The following is a 21531-nucleotide window of genomic DNA, read 5'->3' as shown; positions in this document are numbered from 1 at the left end:
GAAGGGGAGAGGGGGAGAGGGGGAGAAGCTGTTATCTGTGAACTGTCTTCACTGGTGACTAAAACACTGTTGACTGCTCACTGTAAAAGGCTGGTGGCGGTCGCTACATCACGATCCTTCTTCAAGAACCGCTTCGACGAACTTGGGTTCTAACAACGGCTCGAGATCGGGAATCGTATCGATTTGACCTTGACTCTTTAAAAATTCTGCCAAATTGGTTAGGGATTTGAGTAAATATAGATTGCTTTGGGGATCGCCTAACATTTCCAAATTCATCTCGGCGTCGGGAAATTGAATCCCTTTGAGATCGGCAGCTAACGCCTCTGGAGTCACTTCAAACTGCTTGGCGGCAATTTCTAACCCTTCTTCGGGGTTCGTTTCGAGGAACGACAATCCTTTAAAAATTCCTTTGACAAAAGCTTCGGCGATTTGAGGATTCGCCTCGAGAAATTCGCGATCGAACGCATAAACGTCGGCGATCGCCATCGGCATTTTCGAGGAATCGTAAATAATACGTCCGTCTTCCTGCGCCTCGTTCGCCTGCTGCATAAACGGTGCGTAAGTCACTGCAATATCAATGTTTCCAGCCTGATACGCCGCCGCTGCTGAGGGAGGATCGGCGTTCACGAGTGTCACGTCTGACTCCGATAGTCCTACCTCCTCCAACACCTGAAGTAAGAAAAAGTGACTGACGCCGCCGCGATCGACGGCGATGCGTTCTCCTTTAAACGCCTCGATACTCTCAATGCGATTTCGTGCCAAAATTCCGTCGCCGCCGATGGAGGTATCCTCGACTAACACGATGCGAAAATCTTTCTCTTTCGCGGCTAAGGACACCACCTCAGAGGTGACGGGTGCGACTGCATCGATTTGTCCGGCAAGAAACGCCGCCACATAGTCGGAATTGGCACCAAAGCTTTTGAATTCTACCTCGAGACCTAATTCTCGAAAAAATCCCTTATCTTGGGCAATAAACAGCGGCGTAAGTCCGATCCAAACCGTCGAACCGACAGACAAAGACATCATTTCGGTCGGGGTCGTCTCAGCTCCCTCGGGATCGGGGGACGTGCAAGCGTGTAAGACAAGTCCTCCAGTCACGCCAGACAACAGTTGAAGAACCCGCCGCCGCGAAAACTGGAACGTCGAAGTAGAGGTCATAATTTCCGTCAAGCCTTATGTTAGAACAAACAGAGCGAGAACCGATCCCCACGAATCGAGTCGAGTTTAAGGAGTATTTACCCTTACCGCGTTGGCACAAACTGTAGCCGAAACATCTTTTCTAGATCTTTCCTACCACGATTTGACTCCCCTCGAGTCGCGATCGCCTCTCGTTCCCGAATTTTCCCATCATCCCATCTACTTCGCCCCTCTGTAACAGACCTCGCCTCAAACTGCCATGTAAAATTGTAAAGCTACTCCTTATGTGTGACTTGGTTTATGAATAGCGCCTTCCTCGATCGACTCCACAGTCCCGAGCGTCCCGTTCTCGTGTTCGACGGCGCAATGGGAACCAACCTGCAAGTACAGAACCTCTCCGCCGAGGACTTTGGCGGCCCCGAATACGAAGGCTGTAACGAATACCTCGTTCACACGAAACCCGACGCTGTCGCCAAAGTCCATCGCGCCTTCCTCGAAGCCGGTGCCGACGTCATCGAAACTGACACCTTCGGCGGAACTCCATTCGTCCTCGCCGAATACGACCTAGCTAACAAAGCTTACGACCTCAACAAAGCCGCCGCCAAACTGGCCAAAGACATCACCGCCGAATACTCCACCCCCGACAAACCTCGCTTCGCCGCTGGTTCGATGGGGCCCGGTACCAAACTTCCCAGCCTGGGACATATCGACTTCGACACGCTGCATAATGCCTACACCATCCAAGCCGAAGGACTCTACGACGGTGGTGTAGACTTATTTCTCGTCGAAACCTGCCAAGACGTTCTGCAAATCAAAGCCGCACTCAACGCGATCGAAGACGTCTTCGCCAAAAAAGGAGAACGCCGTCCCATCATGGTCTCCGTCACCATCGAAGACTTCGGAACCATGCTCGTCGGCTCCGAAATCGGCGCGGCGTTGACCATCCTCGAACCCTACAATATCGATATCCTGGGTCTCAACTGCGCCACCGGCCCCGACTTGATGAAAGACCACATCCGGTACTTATCGGAACATTCCCCCTTTGTGGTTTCCTGTATTCCCAACGCCGGACTTCCCGAAAACATCGGCGGTCAAGCGCACTACAAACTCACCCCCCTCGAACTGAAGATGTCCCTGATGCACTTCATCGAGGACTTAGGCGTGCAAATTATCGGCGGATGCTGCGGAACCCGACCCGAACACATCGCCGCCTTAGCTGAGATTTCCAAAACTCTCAAACCCAAAGAGCGCCACCCCCATTACGAACCCTCGGCGGCCTCGATTTACAATACCCAAACCTACGAACAGGACAACTCGTTTCTCATTATCGGCGAACGCCTCAACGCCAGCGGGTCGAAAAAAGCAAGAACTCTCCTCAACAACGAAGATTGGGATGGCCTAATTGCCTTAGCCAGAGCGCAAGAAAAAGAAGGCGCACAAATTCTCGACGTTAACGTGGACTACGTGGGACGCGACGGCGTTCGCGATATGCACGAATTGGTGTCACGTCTGGTGAGCAACAAACTTCCATTAATGCTCGACTCGACGGAGTGGGAGAAAATGGAAGCGGGGTTGAAAGTCGCCGGAGGTAAATGCCTTCTCAACTCCACCAACTACGAAGATGGCGAACCGCGATTTTATAAAGTTTTAGAACTGGCCAAAAAATACGGTGCGGGAATTGTCGTCGGCACCATCGACGAAGACGGGATGGCGCGAACCGCCGAGAAAAAATTTGAGATTGCCAAACGCGCTTATTACGCCGCCATTGAATACGGAATTCCGGCGCGAGAAATCTTTTTCGACCCCCTGGCACTTCCCATTTCGACGGGGATTGAAGAAGACCGCGAAAACGGAAAAGCCACCATCGAAGCCATTCGCCGAATTCGCGAAGAGCTTCCAGAGTGTCATATTACCCTCGGCGTTTCAAACATCTCGTTCGGCTTGAACGCCGCCGCGCGACAAGTCCTCAACTCCGTCTTTCTCCACGATGCAATGGAAGTCGGATTGGATTCGGCGATCGTCAGCGCCAGTAAGATTTTACCCTTGGCGAAAATCGATCCCGAACACCAAAAAATCTGTCGCGATCTCATTTACGATCGCCGCGAATTCGACGGAGACGTTTGCACCTACGATCCCCTCGGTGTCCTCACCACCCTCTTTGAAGGGAAATCGGCGAAGAAAACCAAACAAATCGATGAAAATCTTCCTATCGAAGAACGGTTAAAACAACATATCATCGATGGCGAACGGATCGGCTTAGAGGAATCCCTGGAAACTGCACTCAAACAGTATCCACCACTCGAAATTATTAACGTTTTCCTCCTCGACGGCATGAAAGTCGTCGGTGAGTTGTTCGGTTCGGGACAAATGCAGCTTCCGTTTGTGTTGCAGTCGGCGCAAACCATGAAAGCGGCGGTGGCATATCTCGAACCTTACATGGATAAAGAAGACGCTGACGACAGCGGAAAAGGCATCTTCTTAATCGCCACTGTAAAAGGGGACGTTCACGACATTGGCAAAAACCTCGTCGATATTATCCTCTCGAACAACGGCTACAAAGTCGTCAACCTCGGCATCAAGCAACCTGTTGAAAACATCATTCGTGCCTACCGCGAACACAACGCCGACTGTATTGCTATGAGTGGGTTGTTAGTGAAATCCACTGCCTTCATGAAAGACAATTTAGAAGTCTTCAACGAAGAAGGCATTACCGTCCCCGTGATTCTCGGCGGTGCAGCGTTGACACCCAAATTCGTCAATGAAGATTGTCAGAATTCCTATAAAGGACGAGTGGTTTACGGCAAAGATGCTTTTGCTGACTTACACTTTATGGACAAGTTAATGCCAGCGAAGGCGGATGGCAATTGGGACGATTTGAAAGGCTTCTTAAACGAAGAAAACGGTCAAGCTGAAGTCGTTGAAACCACAGACGCCGCTGCGAAGAAGTCAGACCCAGAAAAAACCCAAGCTGCCGAATCCATCGAAGTCGATACGCGACGTTCCGAAGCGGTAGATGTGGATATTGCACGTCCGAAACCGCCGTTTTGGGGAACGAAAATCCTGCAACCGGAAGACATTCCCCTCGAGGAATTGTACTGGTATTTGGACTTACAAGCCTTGATTGCGGGTCAGTGGCAGTTCCGCAAACCTCGCGAACAGTCTCGGGAAGAGTACGACGCGTTTTTACAAGAAACGGTTTATCCGATTTTGGACACCTGGAAAAAACGAATCCTCGAGGAAAACTTGCTGCACCCTCAGCTCGTTTACGGCTATTTCCCCTGTCAATCGGAAGGAAACTCGCTGCATCTCTATAAACCCGAAGACGCGGAATCGGGACAGTTAACCGAACCCGTCGCTACCTTTACCTTCCCCCGTCAGAAATCGATGCGTCGTCTGTGTATTGCGGACTTTTTCGCGCCGAAAGAAAGCGGACAAATCGATGTCTTTCCGATGCAAGCAGTGACAGTGGGTCATATTGCCACAGAATTCGCAAACAAACTGTTTGCCGCGAACGAGTACACCGATTATTTGTACTATCACGGGATGGCGGTTCAGGTGGCGGAAGCGATGGCGGAATGGATTCACGCGAAGATTCGCCGCGAGTTAGGGTACGGACATTTAGAACCGGACAACGTTCGGGATGTTTTGGCGCAACGCCACCAGGGTTCGCGATACAGTTTTGGCTATCCTGCGTGTCCGAAGGTTTCCGATCAATACCGTCAGTTGGAGTTGATGGGAGTCGATCGCATCGGAATGTATATGGACGAAAGCGAACAGTTGTATCCCGAACAGTCTACAACGGCGTTTGTGGTGTATCATCCAGTGGCGAAATACTTCAGCGCCTAGTTTGAAGGGATGGCGTAGGTTGGGTTAGCGAAAGCGTAACCCAACGGCTTTTCAAGTAAAGCTGGTTGCTGTTGGGTTTCGTAAACTCTACCCAATCTACGCTCTGAATTTTAAGAATAATGTTGTATGAAACAAGATAACTGTAACGGTTGCGGAATTTCTAGACTTAAAGAACGGCGAATTGATTATCTTTACAGTTATCAAGGAAAACATCTAATTGTCCAAAATACACCTGTAGAAGTGTGTTTAGATTGTAGGATGATGTACTATGACGGTGCAGTGCTTGAAGATATTGAAGAACAGTTTTTAGCGATTTACGAAGGAAATAAAGAGCCAGAGAGCTACGTCAGTATTCCCACACAAACCTATTGCAAGCCATAACAAACCCCATGAACTACATCCCACTCGTCGCGCGTATTTGCCTCGCTACCATCTTTCTGAGAGCGGGAATCAGTAAAATTATGGGATTTGCTGCAACCGCTCAAATGATGGGCGATCGCGGGTTGCCGATCCCGGAAGTGCTGCTCGTCGGAACCATCGTGTTTCAGCTCCTCGGTGGCTTGTCCCTGGTTCTCGGGTACAAAGTTCGCATCGGAACGATTCTGTTAATTCTGTTTCTCATCCCCGCCACGATCGTCTTTCACAATCCCACCGATCCCGAACAAACCACCGCGTTTTTCAAAAATCTCGGGTTACTGGGTGGGTTGTTGATGGCGTTTTATTTCGGTTCGGGACCGGTGAGTTTGGATCGCGGGCGCTAACTGTTATTTAATACAGCCAACTGCGATAGTCTGGCGAGGCATCTTTCATGTCTTCGTACAGCCAAACCATGCGATCGAGAAACCAAAACTTCCCGCATAAGACGAGACAAGTCCCTAGCAGTACGCTCCAAAGATTCAACACTACCAATCCCCAAACCAGGAAGGGAAGCCCCAACGCTGAAATGCTGTTGAGGACGTTGGGTGCGTTGCGGTGGTGGCGAGGAACGGGGATTTCGTCGCGGTTGAGCCACACTCGCTCGCCGAGAACGGCTTTCGACGCCCAGTTATCCGTAGAGGCGGGTTTCTCGAACAGGCGGGGATTAAACCACATCCAGAAGAGGGATAACGCCACGGGAACCATCGCCCACCATCCCAGCCATACCCGACTCCAAATCGCCGCTAATAACAAGGGTAGAACCGTGGTTCGAGTCCAAACGCTCCAGGGGTTGGCGTGTCGCTGCCACACCGTCTCGCTCATGCTGAAGGTTTGGGCAATCCGCTGTTCGAGGTTCATGGTTGCTGATGGCTCTCGATAAGAGGTTGCTTCTACGGTAGCAAATCAGTTTGGGTTTCTGGGTTTACAATTTTAAAGAAGTCTTTGGAAAATTTGGGGTTATGGATTCGACGTTCGCAAAAGCCACGTCACAGTTCGATCGTCACGAAGTCGTTCGAGTTAGTATTACGGAATTTCGGGACAAATTCAGAGAAATTTTACAAGGAATCCGAGAAAACGACGATTGGGTTGTTTTGACAGAAGACGGAGAAGCTGTCGCCGCAACCATTTCTATAGAGGCGTTTGAGTTTTTCTTGCGGATGTACGAACAAGTTGAGGATGAAATTGATTTAGCAGCCGTTCGGAAGGCGAAGGAAGAAAGTGATGACGGTGAGACGATGACGCTTGAGGAATTCAAACGCGAATTGGATGACTAGGGTGCAGTTGTGAGCTATATTGTCGAGTTAAAAGCTGCTCCACAGCGACAGCTTAAAAAACTTGAAAAGCCGATTCGGAATCGAATCCTCAAAAAACTCGAAGCGTTAGCGATCGATCCTCGTCCCCTAGGGGTAAAAAAACTATCGGGAGAAGAGGAAACTTATCGAGTTCGAGTTGGTGACTATCGCATCATCTATCAAATTTTCGATCGCATTTTACGGGTTTCCGTTATTCAAATTGGACACCGTCGAGAAATTTACAAAAAGTAAATTCAACAAATTTCAATTTTTGCTGAATTTTTTTTGAATTTTAATTACATTTTTGAAAAATGTAAAATCAATAAAATCTTAAATCATTTGTTATGAAAACTCAAACTCAAACCCGATATTATACGCCACAAGAATATCTCGAACTGGAAGAACAGTCCGAAGACAAACATGAATATCGAGATGGGGAAATTGTGCTAATGGCAGGAGGGACGACCAACCACAATAAAATTGCGTTGAACTTTTGCCGCAAATTTCCCCTCAGCATCGGTGATATCGATTACGAGGTGTATTTGGGAGAAGTCAAACTGTGGATTCCCGAATATCGACAGTACACTTATCCCGATGTCATGGTCATTGAAGGGGAGCCGATTTACGAAGGAACGGGAACGACGACGGTTATTAATCCGACGTTAATTGTTGAGGTGTTGTCGAATTCAACGCGCAATTACGACCAAGGGGATAAGTTTGATTTCTATCGATCGCTCCCTCAGTTTCGCGAATATCTCCTCATCTGTCAGTACGAATACCGCGTCAAACAGTTTTCTAAAACCTCGGAAAATCAATGGTTACTGACGGAATATCGAAACCCTGATGATGAAATTCAATTGAGAGCGATCGCGTTTCAGATTTCGCTACGGGAAATTTACCGACGAGTCAATGTTCGGGAAACTTCAAAAAATTGATTCTGGCTCAAACTCCAAGGGTGGAAATCCTTGCAATTTCGCTTTGCTAAGGGGAGGTGTCGGAGGATGTCCTAACGCAAGCGCGTTAACTGTACGCGGTAGCGTTGTTTCTTCGTCATCGCCACTTCTCCCACTTCCAAACGTCCTTTTCCTCGAATCGCGATGAGATCGCCGGATTTCACCGTGTAACTCGACTGTTTGGCTTCTTTCCAATTCACACGCACGTCACCGCTACTAATCAGCGATGACATCTTACTGCGAGACATTCCAAATCCCGCCGAAGCGATCGCATCGAGACGCATCGACGCTTCTACCGTAGTCATTTCCTTCTTCTTCGGGGGACGAACGCGCAATTCTGTCAGGGCGATCGCCTGGGTTTTCACCGGAACCGATCGCACTTGCGTCAAATTCATCTCTAAAAATTCTACGAGGTCGGGAACCACGATCGCCTGAGCGCCTCGTTCTCCCAACACGAGAATATCCCCGGTTTTCTCCCGCACGATTCCCGTTCCCAACATCGCCCCGAGGAAATCTCGGTGTGTGGCGGTGTCGAAGAGAAAATTTCCCGCAATTTCAACGGCGACGACTTCCACGTTCGCGGTATCGAGGGGAAGTTCCGATCGCGCGATCGCGAGTCGCTGGCGTTCGGCTTGTGGATATCCCCCCCAGGCGACAGCACGAACCTCGGTCAAGCGAGAAAATATCTCGAGGGCTTCCATCAATTCCGGCGGCGATAGAAAATCGGTCTGGGCAATTTCCCAAGTTTTCAACGCATCTTCGGCGCGATCGAGAATCTTTGCTACAGCCTCTCGATTTTCGACACTATTTAATAATTCGTCTCTCGGTAGCATATGGGGAATAGGGAACGGGGAACGGGGAATAAAGAGACAGCGATCGACTCTCAATTATTTTCTTGATAGCCTTGTAAACTTTCGGGTTTGAAGCGTCGCAGAATAGGGGTGGCCTCTTGAATCTGAAATCGCGAACCGCTGACGACGACGATATATTTTCCGCGACGCAGGCGATTGCGGTAGGGTAGGGCGTCTCCTGCGCCGATAATGGCACCGACGCCGCCTCCAACGAACACACCACCCATCGCACCGGCGATCGCGCCCAAGAAACCGCCGATAATCTGATTTCCCACGACACCCGCCCAAGGAAACGTCTGCAATCCTGTAATCGTATCGAACGCAAATCCCCCAAAAAATCCAAAGGGAACGAGCCACGTTACCATTTGCAGCGCCCGTCGTTTGGCGGTTTCGTTGGGGTCGATGAGTCCGAACTCGTCAGCACTTTTGTAACCCGCCCCCAGAATCGCGAGGGTGTCTGAGGGCAAACCCGCTTTTTCGAGTTCTGTATAGGCGGCTTCCGCTTGGATGCGATCGGGTAAAACGGCAACTAAGTATTCCATCGGACTGTCTCGAACGGTAAAACCTGCTGCTTTCCAGCGTAACAGTTTGCGTCTGCCTTGATTTATAGTCAAACAAGAGTTCGATTGAAAACGAGTGCCAGACATGGACGCCGAGGACGCACGCCAACGCAATTTCGAGGTCGCGATCGCCTTCGTGCGAGAGACCGAACAGCAGTATCCCGACGCCTCTCCTCACGAAATCGCGAACCGACTGCGACGTCACACGCGACCGTCTTATACGGAAATGCTGTTCGATATCGCGACGTTCTCTCGTCAACCTCATCTCGACAATCGCCTAGATTTAACGGTGTCTCTAGCCGGTCAAGTGACGGACTTCGCCCACTTCGTCGCCTCGCTGTCCGACCAGTTGCGCTTACCGCCTTGGGCGCAGTGGTTCGACGCCGCGACCCGCTGGACGGGAAAACACAGTTCTTGGGCTGGAGATCTCGGTCAAGCGGTCGTGGACTACCGCAATCGCCGGTTTTCTTCGTTGGACGAGGCGCTGGCTGCCGATGCCTCGTTTCCCGATTTGGCGGCGGACGTGGCGGCGGTTTGCATCGGCGATCGCCTCAACAGCCCGTTTCCTCCGACTGTATCTGAGGCGATCGTGCAGTTCGATCGCCGACCTTACGAGGAAAGCGTGCGTCAGTTCCTCGAAGCAGAATTGAAAAGTGAGTTTCGGGGGCGAATCTTATGGAATTACAGTGACGTTCTCGAAACCATCGGTCGCGGTGTGGCTGAGTTTTTGATGTTTGTCGAGTTAAAACAAATTGCCAAAACCCGGCGCGTAGACGCCCGAATTTTGGAATTTTCCGAACGGTATCACCCCGATGTCGAGCAAGCTTCAGCTTATTTTGCAACGTATCTTAAAGAACGCAGTCACTCAATATAAATCCGAATTAAAAAGAGAATCGTGCTAAAATGGAGTGACTATTTTTTTCAAAAAACGCTTTCATAAAAAATGAAGAAAACAGGGATTTGCTCGCGATCGAGACCGATAGAGCCGTATAACAATCTCTCGATTCTCAACATTTCGAGTTTCTTCAAAGGCATCCTTTCCCTTCGGGCGATCGCTCGATTTCGAGCCGTTGTGAACGAGATGCCAGCCGCGACGCGACGGGAGAGCGCGGCAGACCCCGCGATCGCCTCCTGGGTAGACAATTGCATCTGAAGATCGGAGCGTTGTCGATGCCGCGAGTGTTTCGTGTCAGTCTCGCGATCGTCGGGTTTTGGACGGTCGTGCTGTTGGGCTGCACCCGAATCCACGACCCCTTAACCGTGTCGTTACCCGATCTGGCAACGGGAGGACGAGTCCTCGGCGCGATCGCCAGTACCGTTAGTCATACCGTCGCCTCAGAGAACGCTGTCGAGATGCCCCAAATCGACGGCGATCGCCTGTTCGGCCACGTCGAAGCCCTCGCCTTTCCCCGGAACGACCGTCGCGATCGTCGCCGAGTCCGTCAGTATCTCTTAAACGCGCTGAGAGAGGCGGGATGGTCGCCCGAATTACGAGCCTTCGACGGCGGAGCGAACGTCGTGGCCACCCAGGCGGGAACCGACCCAGACGCCGGAACCGTACTCGTCGGCGCTCACTACGACACCGTTGCCGACTCCCCAGGGGCTGACGATAACGCCAGCGGCGTGGCGACCCTCTTAGAACTGGCGCGAGTCTTGCGATCGCGTACCCACCAACGCCGTTTGACATTGGTACTGTTCGATCGCGAAGAAGACGGCCTCTTAGGAAGCCTGAATTTCGTCGCTCCCGAGACCACCGCCGACTTACAAGGGGCGATCGTCCTCGAAATGACCGGGTATGCCTGCTACGAAGTCGGTTGTCAAACCTATCCCTCCGGACTGGGGCGCGACTTCCCCAAAACGGGAACGTTTCTCGCCGTGGTGGGAAACGTCGCCGCAGCCGAATCGATCGCCGCCTTCTCCAAGCGCCGAGAGGCCGATCGTCGAGGGACAGACTTACCCGACGTCGAAACGCTGACGGTTCCGTTCGATGGCGTAGTGTTTCCCGACCTGTTGCGAAGCGACCACGCTCCGTTTTGGCTGGCGGGACTCCCGGCGGTGATGGTGACGGATACCGCAAACTTTCGCAATCCGAACTATCACCGTCCCAGCGATACCCCCGAGACGCTCGATCGCGCCTTCTTCACCGGAAGCGCCCAACTCGTCGTCAACGCAACGGCAACGTTACTCGAACCCGAAACGCTCGCATCGCGATCGCGCGTCCAGTTTCCCTGACCTGCTTTCATCCGACTCGAGTTCGCTCGGTATCATAGATAACATGGGGAAGCCTCGACCGTCACGGGCTTTGTCTGAGCGATTCGAGCAGAAAGAGCCGTGAGCGCAATAGCAACACCACTCCCCCAGACGCGATCGTCACAAGCATTCGGGCAAACCGACCGTTCGATCGCTTCGACGCTTACAGGTGAGTGCGATCGAGAGCGATCGACTCGCATCGCACAGTTGACGACCCCGAAGGTACGGCGTTCGGAGTCAACGCCAAGGGATGCTATCCGCCCACCTCCGACCCAGACTCGCGTTCAGAGAACGCTAACCCACAGCACTCGTACCGACAAAGTCCGTTCAGACCGTCAAAGGTGTCAGGTCGATGAATATCAATTCCAAGCGGAATACAACCGAACAGAGTCAGGCATATCAGTTCGTTGTCGAAAAGCTGCGTCAGAGCGAAGCGCAATATTTAGCGATCGTAGACACCCAAGCCGATTGTATCTGTCGGTTTTTACCCGACTGTACCCTAACGTTCGTCAATCTCAGCTACTGTTATTATTTCGGGCGTTCCCGCGAAACCCTCATCGGAACGAACTTTCTAACGCTGATTCCGCCGAGCGATCGCCCGAACATTACCGAGATGCTCGAGACCATTTCCCCCGAGCGCCCCACCTACGTTCACAAACACCAAGTCATCGACAGTCACGGCACGCTACGGTGGCTGCAATGGACGAACCAAGGCATTTTCGACGACAACGGCAAACTCGTCGAATTCCAAGCCATCGGGCGGGACGTGACCGACTTGCAGCAAGTCGAACGGGCTTTGAACCTCAGCGAAGATCGCTTGCGAGCGATCGCCGAAGGCATTCGCGACACGGCTGTCTACACGCTCGACCTCGAGGGGCGCGTCCTCACTTGGAACGCGACGGCCGCTCACCTTTACGGCTATCGAGATAGAGAGATGGTCGGAGTGTCGTTCGAGCGTTTGTTTTCCAGCCCCGACACCCCCCGAACGCTACTTCAACAGGCGCGATCGCTCGGTCAGGTCGATTACGAACACTGGCAAGTCCGACAAAACGGCGATCGCCTCTGGACTTGGGGGATTCTCCAGCGACTCGACGACGCCGACGGAAACGTCATCGGCTTCGCCCATACCGTTAGCGATCGCAGCATTGAAAACGACACCGAACGCGCCCGGACTTACCTGGCCGACTCCCTCGCCCGAAGCGAACGTTTTCTACGCCACATCATCGATCTCGTCCCTCATCCCATTTTTGCCAAAGACCGAGACGGGTTCTATCTCCTGCTCAACCAAGCGACGGCCGATTTCTTCGGTCGGAGTATCGAGGACATCCTCGGCCGTCGAGATATCGACCTGGCACCGTCTCCAGAAATTGCCCAACAGTGGCGGGCGTCGGATTTGGAAGTCTCGCGCAACCGACGAACGAAAACGCGTTACCCAGAAATCCTCGAAGATCCCAGCGGATGCCAACATATCTTTGAAACCACGACATTTCCCTTAGTCGTCGACGGCGAAGTCTCGGGAGTCCTCGGCATTGCCATCGACGTGACCGAGCGCCAAGAGGTTCTCGACGCCTTGCGGGAAAGCGAAGAACGCTTCCGCCAAATGGCAGAAGCCATCAGCGACGTATTTTTCCTCTATTCAGGAGGGTTCGACGAAGCCATTTACATCAGTCCAGCCTGTCAAGCGATTTGGGGATACCCAGCCGAAGCGTTCTATGGCCGACCCAATTTGTGGGTCGAGTGCGTTTACCACGACGATCGCGAGGCCGTTTGGATGCAATTGCAGAATATGCGAGAGCGCGATTTAGCGATCGAATACCGTATCGTCCGGCCGAACGGTTCCCTACGCTGGTTGAGAACCCGTACCTTTCCCCTGCGCGACGAGACTGGCGAAACCCATCGCATCGTCGGGGTCACGGAAGATATCACCGAGCAGCAAATCGCCACGATCGCCCTCAATCAAGCCTATGAAACGCTACGCGATCGCGAAGCCCGATATCGCACCTTGACGACGGGCGCTCCCGTGGGAATTTTTCAAACAGACGGACGGGGGCGCATCGATTTCGTCAACCAACGCTGGTGCGATATCGTCGGTTTGCCGTTGGCGGCGGTCTACGACGGTCGTTGGATGTCGGCAATTCACCCCGACGATCGCGATGGCTTTTTCCAACACTGGAACCGCATCCGAACGGAAACCCTGAGTTGGGAATTTCGCTTTGTCCGTCCCGACGGTCGCATCGCTTGGGTGTTGGCGCACAGTTCCCCCGTCAACCGAGGCAGAGGTCGCGATAGCATCGCCATCGGCACGTTACTCGACATCAGCGATCGCAAACAAGCCGAAGTCCGACTGCAACAACTCTCGAGCGCCCTCGAACAGTCCGCCGACGACGTGATTATTACCGATCGCGACGGGACGATCGTGTACGTGAATTCGGGATTCGAGCGTCTGACGGGATATTGCAAAACTGAAGCCCTCGGTCGCACCCCCAGTTTGCTCAAGTCCGGCCGGCACGACCGCCACTTTTACGATCGGTTGTGGGCGACGATTACCAGCGGCCGGGAGTTCCACGCGGTATTTACCAACCGCCGCAAATCGGGCGAGTTGTTCGACGAGCAGAAAACGATCGTTCCGATACGAGACGAACGGGGCGAAATCGTGAATTTCGTCTCGACGGGGAAAGACGTGACCGAACGCCAGCGGGCTGAAGCTCGTCTCGAACGGATCAATCAGTGTTTTTTGAATTTCGGCAACGATCCGATGGAAAACGTCGAGCGCCTGACCGCCTTGTGCGGCGAACTGCTCGGGGCGTTTCGCGTGTCTTACTGTCGCTGGCAGAACGCACGACTGACGGTGGTGTGTCAGTGGGCGAACTCCCCCTTCGACGCGACCTTCGAGGCGATCGACGTTGCCCGTAACGCGTTGAACGCCGGAAACAACGACTGGTTCGTGCGGGGAACGACCGTCACCGAATGGGGTCAGACCGTGCGGACTCGCGACAGTGCAGCAGCAGCAGCCCACCGCGATCGCGATCGCCAGCCATCGTCGGGGTTTCGGTTGGTGGGAGCGCTGTGTTCGATCCATCGCGCCTCTTTCGTTCCCAGCGACGACGACCGGCGGGTGTTGGGAATCGTCGCTTCGGCGATCGCCGTCGAAGAGGAACAGTACCGGGTCGAAGAGGCGCTGCGCCGACAGATGGAACAGGAACGGGCGATCGCCTTGGTCGCCCGTCACATTCATTGCTCTCTGGAACTGTCGGAGATTTTACAAACGACCGTCGATGAAGTTCGGCATTTTTTGCAGTGCGATCGCGTGTTGGTCTGTTGCTTGGATACTGAAGCGCACGGAAGAATCGTCGCCGAATCGATCGCCGCCAACTGTCAGTCGGCTTTCCCTGCGACGTTTGAATTCGATCGGGCTTGTTTGCAAGGATACCGACGGGGCGAGAGCTGTCAGGTCAGCTGTACTACCCCCCTCCAGCCAGAACCGTTCGACGTGTTGGCGTGTCAGGTGTTCGATATCGGTAGCCAGCTCGTCATGCCGATTTTACAAGGGGAACAGTTGTGGGGACTGCTGCTCGTGCAGCAGTGTTACGAGACTCGAGAGTGGCACTCGTCTGAGGAGGCGTTCGTCCGCCAACTGGCGATTCAGGTGGGCATCGCCACGCAACAGTCGCAACTGTACCAGCAGTTGAAGGCTGCGAACGACGAGTTACAGCGTCTGGCGACCATTGACGGCTTAACGCAGGTGGGAAATCGACGTCAGTTCGACGAGTTTCTGGCGACTGCGTGGCATCGGGCGCGATCGCAATGTCAGCCCTTGGGGTCGATCCTGTGCGATATCGATTTTTTTAAGGCGTATAACGACACCTACGGCCATCAAGCGGGAGATGAGTGTTTGAAGAAAGTGGCTGCAACCATCGAAACCGCTGTGTCGAGTCAGGAGGCGTTGGTGGCACGGTACGGTGGCGAGGAGTTCGTGGTGGTCTTGCCCGAAACCGATGCCGACGGCGTCGTGCGGGTGATGAAGGCGATTCGGACGGCGGTGAGGCGGTTGAAGGTTCCCCATTCGCGATCGACGGTCAGCGGTTGGGTGACGTTGAGTTTGGGCGGGGCGAGTTTGGTTCCTCCAGAGGCGGCCACGCCAGACCTGTTACTCAATCGCGCCGATCGCGCCCTGTATCGCGCCAAACAAGGGGGACGCAATCGTTACTGTTGCCATCAGACGGAGAAGCCTACAGATTAGCGATCGCTTGTCGAGAGCGTCCGAGACCGAAGCATACGGCAGACTCGGCAACATACTGCTATTTTGCAGTTTCTCTTCGACTCGAACCAGACGATGGTGGGGGGGTGGGCGTCGTTATTTTCGTTCGAACGACAGCTTTAAAGAGTTGTTTGGCAACGGCCCGATGGAGATTGTGGAGGGGAGGCGATCGCGTTTTTTAGACAACTCTTGTTATACGCGATCTCTCGCAATAAACCTACCTCGACTGCCATTCGACACAAAATTAAGCACCTTTTCATAAAAAAATATTATTTTTAACGTTTGTTTAAGAACAGGGTAAAAAAAAACTGTAACTCCTCTAATTTTGTATCGACGATCGCTTATGATATAAAAAGCATAAACTTTAAGTTTAATTGCCTATTAGCTGCATCAAAACCTCTATAAGAAAAATTTCGGGATCGCACCAGCGATCGCTGAATTTTAACCTAGATTTAACAATTACGGACGCGGAGATAGGCATTAACAGCTATGGCAACAGACAAACACTCAAACGTTTGTCGGTCGATCGAATCCGAACGGGTGGGGGGGCAGTCCCACTCTCTCTCTACCTGGTCTCAGAAGACGTTCTCACCTGACGATATCGCTCTCGAACACGCCCTCGAACATTTACCAGTCGGCATCGCCATCACCAACGCGATCGGTCAGATCGTGCAGGCCAACGCAGCCGTCGCCCACTTGCTCGATTTTCCCCTCGACGACCTACTCGAGACTTCCATCGACGACATCGGCCGCGAGATCGTGCGTCCCGACGGCACTCCGTTTCCTCGTGAAGAGTTGCCCACCGCCATCGCTCGGCGAGAAGTGCGTCCCGTTACCGATGGCGCGATCGGTCTGATCTCGGAAAAGGGACACTTGCGCTGGTTAGCGGTCACCGCCACCCCTCGCCCTCCATCTCAAGGAGGCGGACTGACCGTCACTTTGACGCAAATTCCACCGCCTTTCACCCCAGCGTCCGAGGTCGTGGTGTCGACAGACAGCACGGGTGAGAATTTGCTCGAACCGAATCTCAACGACAAACGGCTCGAGCAAATTCTCGACTGTTTCCTCGGATTTAGCAGTTGTCCTCAAGAAAATATCCGTCGCCTCGTCGAACTAGCTCGAGACCAGCTCGATGCCATCTGTTCCTGTTACCAAAGCCTGAGCCGAAACGCCTCTCTGTCTTGCATGTCTTTGACTTCGAGCTGCGATCGCCGATCTTGTTGTTCGGACAACGACCGGGTGAAAGACCCCCTTCTCCCGAAAGATCTCGCGACGCGCTGCGGTCGAGATTGCCCCGAGGAGGAGGCAGCCTTGACGCGCGTTGCCATTTGTCAACCGGCTGAACCCTTACAAAAGCCGTTCGTTGCCACCGATGGCGCGGCTCACCGCAACCCCATCCTCGGCCACTTGTGCGTCACTTACCGTCCCCACCGTCAACCCCGTCCCGACGACTCTCGCCTCTTGCACACGATCGCCACCGCCATCGCCGTCGAGGAAGATCGGTTGCGGGTTGCAGAAACGTTGCACCAACAAACCGAACGAGAGTTAGTAGTCGCGCGTCTGGCCAACCGCATCCAACATTCGATCGAACTGCCCGAAATTTTAGATAGTGCCACCGAGAGCCTGCGTCGTTTCCTCGACGCCGATCGCACGATCGTCTGTCGGTTTAACTCGGACGGGAGCGGTGAGGTTCTCGGAGAATCTCTCGGCGACGGGATTTCATCGATGCTGGGCTGGAAACTGAACCGTCCCTGGATTATCGAGGAGCGATCGCACCAACAGTATTTTTCTGGGCAGGTGATGGTCATCGACGACATCTACACCGCCGATCTCGAACCCGAAGCCCTTCAGTTGCTGGAATTTTTCGAGATTCGGGCGCGCTTGGTCATGCCGATTGCGATCGAGCCGGAGCGAGACCGGGAAGTCGAATCGGGAACGCCGAACGTTTGGGGGTTGCTCGTGGCGCATCAATGTCGCGAGGCGCGATCGTGGCAGCCTTCCCAAGTGCGCTTGCTGCCCCAACTGGCGACCCAACTGGCGATCGCCATCCAACAAGCTCAACTTTACACCCGTTTGAAAACGGCCAACCGCGAACTGAGCGAACTGGCAACCCGCGACGGACTCACGCAGGTTGCCAACCGACGCCGCTTCGATGAGTACATTGCGGGAGAATGGAAACGGCTGGCTCGGGAAAAATCGCCGCTGTCGTTGATTTTGCTCGATATCGACTTTTTTAAAGACTATAACGATTGCTACGGACATCAAGCGGGCGACGAGTGCTTGAAACGAGTGGCTCAGGCGCTGGCCACGACGAGCCGACGACCGGCCGATCTCGTGGCGCGATACGGGGGCGAAGAGTTCGCGATCGTGTTACCCAACACTGACGAAGCGGGGGCTGTGTACGTCGCCGGAATGGTGCGATCGATCTTGCGCCGCTTGCACCTACCCCACGAGCGATCGCCAGTCCAGCCGTTCGTCACGGTCAGTATGGGCTTGGCGACGAGGGTTCCGTTTCCTGAAGCGACTCCAGAGTTACTGGTGGCCGCAGCCGATCGCGCCCTCTACCGCGCCAAACAGAAGGGTCGCGATCGTTACTGCATCGAGAAAGGCCGTGCCTCCCACTCGGATGAAGTTTAAACGCGATCGCGTTTCGTTTTTGAATCGGCGCTTTTTTTGCCATCATCGAGCTTGCCGATTTCTCCGATGTACTGTCTCCCTACCCCTGCCGTGAAGTTGCCGCTTTTTCGATGTCCGGTATCATCGAGCAGTAAGGTAAATCCCCGACGCACTCGGGTTTGCTGGCAGGAATCCATCACGATTAACCGACGTTCGTTAATGCGCTGCTCCTGCCAAGGAGATTTTGAAGTCGGAATTGAAGCGCTTGCACCATTTCTAAAAGCAGGGTGGCATGGCTGTTGGGGGGGATTTCTCATCGGTACGCCCTCTACCTTACATCCCTGTCAGTCCAAGGTTTGGCTCTTATTTTACTTCTTTTTTTCGCTTAAGTCCCGATAAGGTGGACGATGCCCACCCGATTTAACATTTTCGAGATTTTACATTAAATGCTGAAACGCTTTTAGCGGCAATTTCGTCCGGCGTTTGATATCCATCACCGATTTAAACTCTCCCTTTTGACGTTCGCGGACGATTGTTAGGGCAACGTTGCGATCGAGTCCTGCCACCATTAATTCTTCAACGGAATAGGTATTCACCCGACGCCAAGACGCCTCTTCTTCCTGAGTTGGGTAGTAACCAAACGTCACGAACGGCTCGATTTTTTGGAGAGTTTCTGTTGGAATTCCTATAATTTCGTTCAGTTCTTCAATGTGAGTAAACAAATAGCCTTCGCTGCGTAAGGTTTCGATGTCGTTGGCGTACACGATGGGTAAACCCAATCCTCGCACGAGATCGTCTTTCGAGCAGTTATTAATATCAATTTTTTGTCCTGAGAGGGCGAGTTGACGAAATTTATTCGATTCGCCAGATAGCACGGGTTCTTGCATCCCCATTTTAACGAGATAGTCGTTTTTTAAGAAAAACGACGTGATAATTTGTCCGATCCACAGCAAACTTACGAGTTCTGACTCAGCGAGAATAAAGGAAAATAGCGTAAAGCCAGCCCCGACGTACATCCATTTATTGACTTGGGCTTTCGAGCCAGCATAGACGATCGCCAATCCTCCCAAGGCGGGAACGAACGACCACCAAACCCATTGAGGGACTTTACCAAAAGGGGAATGTTGAGACACGGTTGTAGGTTCTCGAAACGACTAAACAGGACAGCGTGTGTTAAAGTTCGCTCAGCAGCTTTTGACGCTTTTCTTCGTATTCTTCAGCCGTCACTGCCCCGACTTCGTAGAGCTTTTTCAGATCGGCTAGGGCGCGAGTAATCTCGGTGGCACTTCTCGAGCGATCGGGAGAAGGCGTCACAACTAGGTTATCTCGAACCACTGTGACCATATTATTGTATCGGACGTTAAATGTAGCATCCGACATCAACAACAGGCCGAGAAAATCGAAAATTGCTAAAATAGCAGGAATCCCAGTCCAAGAAAGAATCAGGTATAATATTCCGGAAAAGTTTTGACCGAGATAAAATTTGTGAATTCCCAAAAATCCTAAAAAAAATGCAAGTAATGCAGCAATAGCTTTGTTTTTCACTGTAAATCCTCCCTTAACCTTGATGGTTAGCTCCTTTAATGGCGGGGTCGATCGACAACAAAAGAGTCCGTTTTTTGTGATTTAAAATTACGCCATTTTTTCAAGCGCTTTTGACCGAAGTAAACGACAACTATTCCGAGTTGAACGGCTAGGAGAACGAAATATCCTCTTAAGAAGACGTTAACTTGAGATAAATGAGACCCCGAGAGTCCCGCAAAGACGATCGCTCCCAAGACTGTATAAGGAAGTAACCGAAGCAACCCAGACGAGATGTGCTGAAATCTGGTGTGTTTCATGAGCAAGGAAAGAATAGAGGATGGCGATCGCGCAATTTCGTAGTTTTCCGCCGAGCGAACGGCCTAAAATAACGAGAGTTCGACTTAATGTACCTGAAAACAGAGAACAGTTGGCGGACAAACACGAGTTGAAAGACCGCTCGCAGCTCGAACCTTAAACATTGAAGGATTGGGAAAGTCTGGTGGTTTCAAACCCGCCTTGCGAGCGGCGATCGTGGCTTGTTTCTTACGTTAACAAAGCCAGTTGGATTCGTCTATCGATTGCACCATTTTGCAGGAGATTTTCACGTCTTCTTTAAATCTATCGCGTTAGAGTTTGGGCATTGACGGAAACAGGGGGGGGTCGTCGTAAAACTTTACAAATCCGAGGAAACGGCGATGCGATCGCCCTATCGTTTCCCTCGAGGCGATTGTGGAGAACATCCCCTTGAGCAACAATGGAAAAGCCGAATTCAACACCAAGTCACCGAATGAACTTTCAATCTCTCGTTCTCACCCTGCACAAATTTTGGAGCGATCGCGGCTGTCTGATCGCGCAACCCTACGATACCGAGAAAGGGGCGGGAACCATGAGTCCCCATACCTTCCTGAGAGCGATCGGGCCAGAACCCTGGGCGGTGGCGTACATCGAACCCTGTCGCCGCCCCACCGACGGACGCTACGGCGAAAACCCCAACCGCTACCAGCATTATTACCAATATCAAGTTCTCATCAAACCCTCTCCCGATAACATTCAGGAGATGTATCTCGATTCCCTCAAAGCCTTGGGAATCCACCCGGAAGACCACGATATCCGCTTCGTCGAAGACAACTGGGAATCTCCGACACTGGGGGCGTGGGGCGTCGGTTGGGAAGTGTGGCTCGACGGAATGGAAATCACCCAGTTTACTTACTTCCAACAGTGTGGGGGAATCGACTGCAAACCCGTTTCGATCGAAATCACCTACGGTCTCGAACGACTCGCCATGTACCTGCAAGACGTAGAAGCCTTCACTAAAATTCAGTGGACGGACACTGTCAACTACGGCGACGTTCACCTTCAAGGGGAAATCGAACACTGTACCTATAACTTCGAGGCGTCCAACCCGGAAATGCTGTTTACCCTTTTCGGCTTGTACGAACAGGAAGCCGCACAACTAGCAGATAAAGGGTTAGTTCTCCCCAGTCTCGACTACGTTCTCAAGTGTTCTCACACCTTCAACCTCCTCGACGCCCGAGGGGTCATTTCCGTCACCGAACGCACCCGCTACATCGGCCGCATTCGCAACCTCGCCCGACGCGTCGCCCACCTGTACCTCGAACAGCGGGAACAACTGGGCTTTCCCATGGGACGAGCGGTTGGGGTTTCGGGTTAGAAGCAAGGGAGAGGGGGAGAGGGGGAGAAGGGGAGAGGGAGATTTCACATTACCTCCTTACCTCCTCACCTCATCTCTTCAATTCTTTTAAAATGAAATCGGAATTCGAGGAGAACGTCAACGACCCGACACTGACCCTTCGGGTACAGTGCGGG

The 21531-nt window shown here is 52.6% G+C and carries 17 protein-coding genes and 1 pseudogene; 11 read left to right on the top strand and 7 right to left on the bottom strand.

Translation table 11 applies throughout. The annotated features are described in order from the left end of the window. Nucleotides 1–108 precede the first annotated feature (108 nt). Nucleotides 109–1158: an ABC transporter substrate-binding protein gene (locus POG22_RS15210; RefSeq protein ID WP_498906185.1), complete on the bottom strand. Its 1050-nt coding sequence runs from the start codon at nt 1156–1158 to the stop codon at nt 109–111. A gap of 279 nt (nt 1159–1437) precedes the next feature. On the opposite strand from POG22_RS15210, the gene metH reads away from it, so the two are divergent. From metH to POG22_RS15195, 3 genes are all read left to right on the top strand, one after another. Continuing rightward, complete coding sequence (gene metH / locus POG22_RS15205; RefSeq protein WP_498906184.1) at nt 1438–4983, top strand: methionine synthase; 3546 nt, start codon at nt 1438–1440, stop codon at nt 4981–4983. A gap of 126 nt (nt 4984–5109) precedes the next feature. Then, the gene (locus tag POG22_RS15200; protein WP_498906182.1) at nt 5110–5364 is read left to right on the top strand and encodes a YgiT-type zinc finger protein; all 255 of its coding nucleotides are present in this window, start codon (nt 5110–5112) and stop codon (nt 5362–5364) included. 8 nt (nt 5365–5372) lie between these two features. After that, complete coding sequence (locus POG22_RS15195; protein WP_498906181.1) at nt 5373–5744, top strand: DoxX family protein; 372 nt, start codon at nt 5373–5375, stop codon at nt 5742–5744. Nucleotides 5745–5751: 7 nt separating this feature from the next. On the opposite strand, the gene POG22_RS15190 is transcribed toward POG22_RS15195, so the two are convergent. Continuing rightward, nucleotides 5752–6258: a DUF6653 family protein gene (locus tag POG22_RS15190; RefSeq protein WP_498906179.1), complete on the bottom strand. Its 507-nt coding sequence runs from the start codon at nt 6256–6258 to the stop codon at nt 5752–5754. 101 nt (nt 6259–6359) lie between these two features. On the opposite strand from POG22_RS15190, the gene POG22_RS15185 reads away from it, so the two are divergent. The 3 genes from POG22_RS15185 to POG22_RS15175 all read left to right on the top strand — a co-directional run bounded on the left by POG22_RS15185 (nt 6360) and on the right by POG22_RS15175 (nt 7627). Further along, a complete protein-coding gene (locus POG22_RS15185) occupies nt 6360–6674 on the top strand; it encodes a DUF6290 family protein (protein WP_017658835.1) in 315 nt (104 codons plus the stop codon). 9 nt (nt 6675–6683) lie between these two features. Next, entirely contained in the window at nt 6684–6944 is a 261-nt protein-coding gene (locus POG22_RS15180; protein ID WP_498906178.1) for a type II toxin-antitoxin system RelE family toxin, read from the top strand. Between the two features lie 92 nt (nt 6945–7036). Next, nucleotides 7037–7627: a Uma2 family endonuclease gene (locus tag POG22_RS15175; protein ID WP_498906177.1), complete on the top strand. Its 591-nt coding sequence runs from the start codon at nt 7037–7039 to the stop codon at nt 7625–7627. A gap of 71 nt (nt 7628–7698) precedes the next feature. Here the strand turns inward: POG22_RS15175 and POG22_RS15170 are convergent, their stop codons facing one another. Together POG22_RS15170 and POG22_RS15165 are read right to left on the bottom strand one after the other, a co-directional pair. After that, on the bottom strand, nt 7699–8478 hold the full coding sequence (locus POG22_RS15170; protein ID WP_063718901.1) for a photosystem II electron transport protein, Sll1252 family: 780 nt from the start codon (nt 8476–8478) through the stop codon (nt 7699–7701). Nucleotides 8479–8528: 50 nt separating this feature from the next. Further along, nucleotides 8529–9038 (bottom strand): hypothetical protein, encoded by a 510-nt coding sequence (locus tag POG22_RS15165; protein ID WP_026097363.1) that lies wholly within the window; start codon nt 9036–9038, stop codon nt 8529–8531. A 103-nt stretch (nt 9039–9141) separates the two neighbouring features. Here POG22_RS15165 and POG22_RS15160 point away from each other — a divergent pair, with 103 nt between their 5' ends. The 4 genes from POG22_RS15160 (at nt 9142) to POG22_RS15145 (ending at nt 18201) form a co-directional block, all read left to right on the top strand. After that, nucleotides 9142–9930: a hypothetical protein gene (locus POG22_RS15160; protein WP_063718902.1), complete on the top strand. Its 789-nt coding sequence runs from the start codon at nt 9142–9144 to the stop codon at nt 9928–9930. Between the two features lie 296 nt (nt 9931–10226). Beyond that, the gene (locus tag POG22_RS15155) at nt 10227–11288 is read left to right on the top strand and encodes a M28 family peptidase (protein WP_498906176.1); all 1062 of its coding nucleotides are present in this window, start codon (nt 10227–10229) and stop codon (nt 11286–11288) included. Between the two features lie 370 nt (nt 11289–11658). Next, nucleotides 11659–15546 (top strand): sensor domain-containing diguanylate cyclase, encoded by a 3888-nt coding sequence (locus POG22_RS15150; protein WP_498906174.1) that lies wholly within the window; start codon nt 11659–11661, stop codon nt 15544–15546. A 507-nt stretch (nt 15547–16053) separates the two neighbouring features. Continuing rightward, entirely contained in the window at nt 16054–18201 is a 2148-nt protein-coding gene (locus POG22_RS15145) for a GGDEF domain-containing protein (protein ID WP_498906173.1), read from the top strand. A 38-nt stretch (nt 18202–18239) separates the two neighbouring features. Here the strand turns inward: POG22_RS15145 and POG22_RS15140 are convergent. The 3 genes and pseudogenes from POG22_RS15140 to POG22_RS15130 form a co-directional block, all read right to left on the bottom strand. Continuing rightward, a pseudogene (locus tag POG22_RS15140) lies at nt 18240–18410 on the bottom strand (IS701 family transposase); the annotation flags it as partial. A 207-nt stretch (nt 18411–18617) separates the two neighbouring features. Continuing rightward, nucleotides 18618–19313, bottom strand: coding sequence for a ComEA family DNA-binding protein (locus POG22_RS15135; protein WP_498906172.1), 696 nt, complete (start codon nt 19311–19313; stop codon nt 18618–18620). A gap of 40 nt (nt 19314–19353) precedes the next feature. Continuing rightward, on the bottom strand, nt 19354–19725 hold the full coding sequence (locus tag POG22_RS15130; RefSeq protein ID WP_498906171.1) for an NINE protein: 372 nt from the start codon (nt 19723–19725) through the stop codon (nt 19354–19356). A 766-nt stretch (nt 19726–20491) separates the two neighbouring features. Between POG22_RS15130 and glyQ the strand changes: the two genes are divergently transcribed. Further along, nucleotides 20492–21376: a glycine--tRNA ligase subunit alpha gene (glyQ, locus tag POG22_RS15125; RefSeq protein ID WP_498906170.1), complete on the top strand. Its 885-nt coding sequence runs from the start codon at nt 20492–20494 to the stop codon at nt 21374–21376. Nucleotides 21377–21531: the final 155 nt, after the last annotated feature.

The organism is Geitlerinema sp. CS-897, from assembly GCF_028368005.1.
Taxonomy (GTDB): domain Bacteria; phylum Cyanobacteriota; class Cyanobacteriia; order Cyanobacteriales; family Geitlerinemataceae; genus Baaleninema; species Baaleninema simplex.
This window is presented reverse-complemented; position numbering and strand designations above follow the sequence as displayed.

Bases quoted from the DNA above. Each gene is read 5' to 3' on its own strand.
- POG22_RS15150 (WP_498906174.1), top strand. From the start codon at position 11,659: ATGAATATCAATTCCAAGCGGAATACAACCGAACAGAGTCAGGCATAT.
- POG22_RS15195 (WP_498906181.1), top strand. From the start codon at position 5,373: ATGAACTACATCCCACTCGTCGCGCGTATTTGCCTCGCTACCATCTTT.
- POG22_RS15210 (WP_498906185.1), bottom strand. From the start codon at position 1,158: ATGACCTCTACTTCGACGTTCCAGTTTTCGCGGCGGCGGGTTCTTCAA.
- metH (WP_498906184.1), top strand. From the start codon at position 1,438: ATGAATAGCGCCTTCCTCGATCGACTCCACAGTCCCGAGCGTCCCGTT.
- POG22_RS15170 (WP_063718901.1), bottom strand. From the start codon at position 8,478: ATGCTACCGAGAGACGAATTATTAAATAGTGTCGAAAATCGAGAGGCT.
- POG22_RS15145 (WP_498906173.1), top strand. From the start codon at position 16,054: ATGGCAACAGACAAACACTCAAACGTTTGTCGGTCGATCGAATCCGAA.
- POG22_RS15160 (WP_063718902.1), top strand. From the start codon at position 9,142: ATGGACGCCGAGGACGCACGCCAACGCAATTTCGAGGTCGCGATCGCC.
- POG22_RS15185 (WP_017658835.1), top strand. From the start codon at position 6,360: ATGGATTCGACGTTCGCAAAAGCCACGTCACAGTTCGATCGTCACGAA.
- POG22_RS15175 (WP_498906177.1), top strand. From the start codon at position 7,037: ATGAAAACTCAAACTCAAACCCGATATTATACGCCACAAGAATATCTC.
- glyQ (WP_498906170.1), top strand. From the start codon at position 20,492: ATGAACTTTCAATCTCTCGTTCTCACCCTGCACAAATTTTGGAGCGAT.
- POG22_RS15155 (WP_498906176.1), top strand. From the start codon at position 10,227: ATGCCGCGAGTGTTTCGTGTCAGTCTCGCGATCGTCGGGTTTTGGACG.
- POG22_RS15200 (WP_498906182.1), top strand. From the start codon at position 5,110: ATGAAACAAGATAACTGTAACGGTTGCGGAATTTCTAGACTTAAAGAA.
- POG22_RS15190 (WP_498906179.1), bottom strand. From the start codon at position 6,258: ATGAACCTCGAACAGCGGATTGCCCAAACCTTCAGCATGAGCGAGACG.
- POG22_RS15165 (WP_026097363.1), bottom strand. From the start codon at position 9,038: ATGGAATACTTAGTTGCCGTTTTACCCGATCGCATCCAAGCGGAAGCC.